3 protein-coding genes are annotated in these 2,485 nt (G+C 72.7%); all 3 read left to right on the top strand.

Annotated elements, in window-relative coordinates; translation table 11 throughout:
* The coding region (locus ACTHJJ_RS14405; protein ID WP_440303629.1) for a pseudouridine synthase at window positions 1-693 on the top strand (693 nt) is incomplete at its 5' end.
* 48 nt (window positions 694-741) lie between these two features.
* Entirely contained in the window at window positions 742-1,818 is a 1,077-nt protein-coding gene (locus tag ACTHJJ_RS14400; protein ID WP_440303628.1) for a prephenate dehydrogenase, read from the top strand.
* A gap of 21 nt (window positions 1,819-1,839) precedes the next feature.
* On the top strand, window positions 1,840-2,485 hold a 646-nt coding region (gene cmk / locus ACTHJJ_RS14395), incomplete at its 3' end, for a (d)CMP kinase (RefSeq protein ID WP_440303627.1).

Here is a 2,485-nt window from a genome sequence, read left to right as displayed (position 1 = left end):
GCGGCCGGCGTCGGGTCGCGTCGGGTGTGCGAGAACCTCATCGCCGACGGGCGGGTGGAGGTCGACGGCCACATCGTCACCGAGCTCGGGGTCCGGATCGACCCCAAGCGCCAGGCCGTCCATGTCGACGGCGAGCGGGTCAACCTCGACGAGGAGAGGGTCTACCTGGCCTTCAACAAGCCCACGGGTGTCGTGACGACGATGAACGACGAGCTCGGGCGGCCCTCGATCGCCGACTATCTCGGCAACCGCAACGACCGGCTCTTCCACGTCGGGCGTCTCGACGCCGACACGGAGGGGCTGCTCCTGCTGACGAACGACGGCGACCTCGCGCACCGGCTGCAGCACCCCGCCTACGGCGTCCTCAAGACCTATCTGGCCCAGATCCACGGCCCGGTGCCCCGCGACCTCGGCAAGCGGCTCCGCGAGGGCATCGAGCTCGAGGACGGCCCGGTCAGCGTCGACTCGTTCCGGGTCGTCGACTCGCAGCCGGGCAAGGCGCTCGTCGAGATCGTCCTGCACGAAGGGCGCAAGCACGTGGTGCGGCGGATGCTCGCCGAGGCGGGCCATCCGGTCCTGTCCCTCGTCCGCACCGAGGTGGGCCCCATCCGGCTCGCCGACCTGCGCAGCGGACGCACCCGCAAGCTCGGAAGGGCCGAGGTGGCCGCGCTCTACAAGGCTGCCGGTCTCTGATCTGGACGGTGCGGGGCGCGGCGCCTCCGCGTCGCTACGCTGCGAGGCGTGACGGCGCGCATACGCATCATCGGGACCGGGCTCATCGGGACGAGCCTTGGCATCGCCCTCAGCAACGCCGGCTATGACGTCGCGCTCGACGACCCGTCGCCCACCGCTCGGTGGCTCGCCCGGGACCTCAAGGCGGGCCGGATCGATGTCGAGGAGACCCCGGACGTCGTCGTCGTCGCCGCACCACCGGACGTGTGCGGCGACGCGATCGTCCACGCGCTGAAGCGGTGGCCCGAGGCTGTCGTCACCGACGTCGCCTCGGTCAAGGAGATCATCCTGCGCGAGGTCCTGGCCTCCGGCGTCGACGCGACCCGGTATGTCGGCTCCCATCCGATGGCGGGCCGGGAGCGGTCGGGGGCGGCCGCGGCACGGGCCGACCTCTTCGACGGGCGAGCCTGGGTCATCGTCCCGCACGAGGCGACCGACCCCCGGGCCGTCCGGGCCGTCCGGGACATCGCGACCGCCGTCGGCGCCGCGGTGCGGACGATGCCGGCGGCCGAGCACGACGCCGCCGTGGCCGCCGTCTCGCACCTGCCGCAACTCGCTGCGAGCATGGTGGCCGCCTGCCTGCGTGAGCTGCCCGAGCCCGCCGTCGGCCTGGCCGGCCAGGGACTGCGCGACGTCACCCGCGTCGCGGCGAGCGACCCACGGCTCTGGACCCAGATCCTCTACGGCAACGCCCCGGCCGTCCTCCACGTCCTGCGGGAGGTGCAGGACCAGGTGGGTGAGGTCGTCGACGCCCTCGAGGGCATCGTCGCGGGCGAGAGCGAGGGGTCCCTCGGCACCCTCAGCCGGGTGCTCGAGGCCGGCAACCTCGGTCACGCGCGGATACCGGGCAAGCACGGCGCAGCGCCGGCGGCCTACGACGTGGTCTCCGTCGTCATCCCCGACGAGCCCGGCGCCCTCGCCCGGCTGCTCGCCGACGTCGGGCAGGCGGGCATCAACCTGGAGGACCTCCAGCTCGAGCACGGCATCGGCCAGGCCGTGGGTGTCGCCGACCTGTCCGTCGTCCCCGCCTCCGTCGAGCCGCTCCTCGAGGCTCTCGAGGAGCGGGGCTGGCGGGTGCACCAGTAGGGGCCAAGTAGGCTGCAGCCCATGCCTGCTGCCGATGCGCCCCTCACCGGATTCGTCATCGCCATCGACGGCCCGTCCGGGTCCGGCAAGTCGAGCGTCTCCAAGCAGGTGGCCAGGAGCCTCGGCTTCGCCTTCCTCGACACCGGGGCCATGTACCGCTCCGCGACGTGGTGGTGCCTCCACCAGGGCATCGACCTCGACGACGAGGACGCCGTCATCGCGGCCACCGAGCGGCTGCCCCTCACCATCGGGACCGACCCCGACCTGCCCGAGGTGCACGTCGCCGGCACCGACATCTCCGTGGCGATCAGGGAGACCCGGATCTCGGAGCAGGTGTCGAAGGTCGCGACCATCATCCCCGTCCGGGAGATCCTCCGGCGGCTCCAGCGCCGACTCATCTCCGACGCCGGGGCCGCGAAGGGTGGCGTCGTGGCGGAGGGGCGTGACATCACGACCGTCGTCGCCCCCGATGCGCCCGTCCGCATCCTGCTCACGGCCTCGGAGGAGGCGCGCCTGGCGCGACGCAGCAAGGAGCTGCACGGCGACGCCGAGGAGCACTCGGTCGCCGCGACCCGGTCGCAGATCATCGACCGCGACAAGGCCGACTCGACGGTCTCGCAGTTCACCGTCGCTGCCGACGGCGTCACGACCGTCGACACCTCCCACC

Origin of the sequence: Intrasporangium sp., from assembly GCF_051961875.1 — a bacterium.
In the GTDB taxonomy this organism is placed as follows: Bacteria; Actinomycetota; Actinomycetes; order Actinomycetales; family Dermatophilaceae; genus Intrasporangium_A.
The sequence above is the reverse complement of the archived record's forward strand: the minus strand, read 5'-3'. Positions and strand labels throughout refer to the sequence as shown.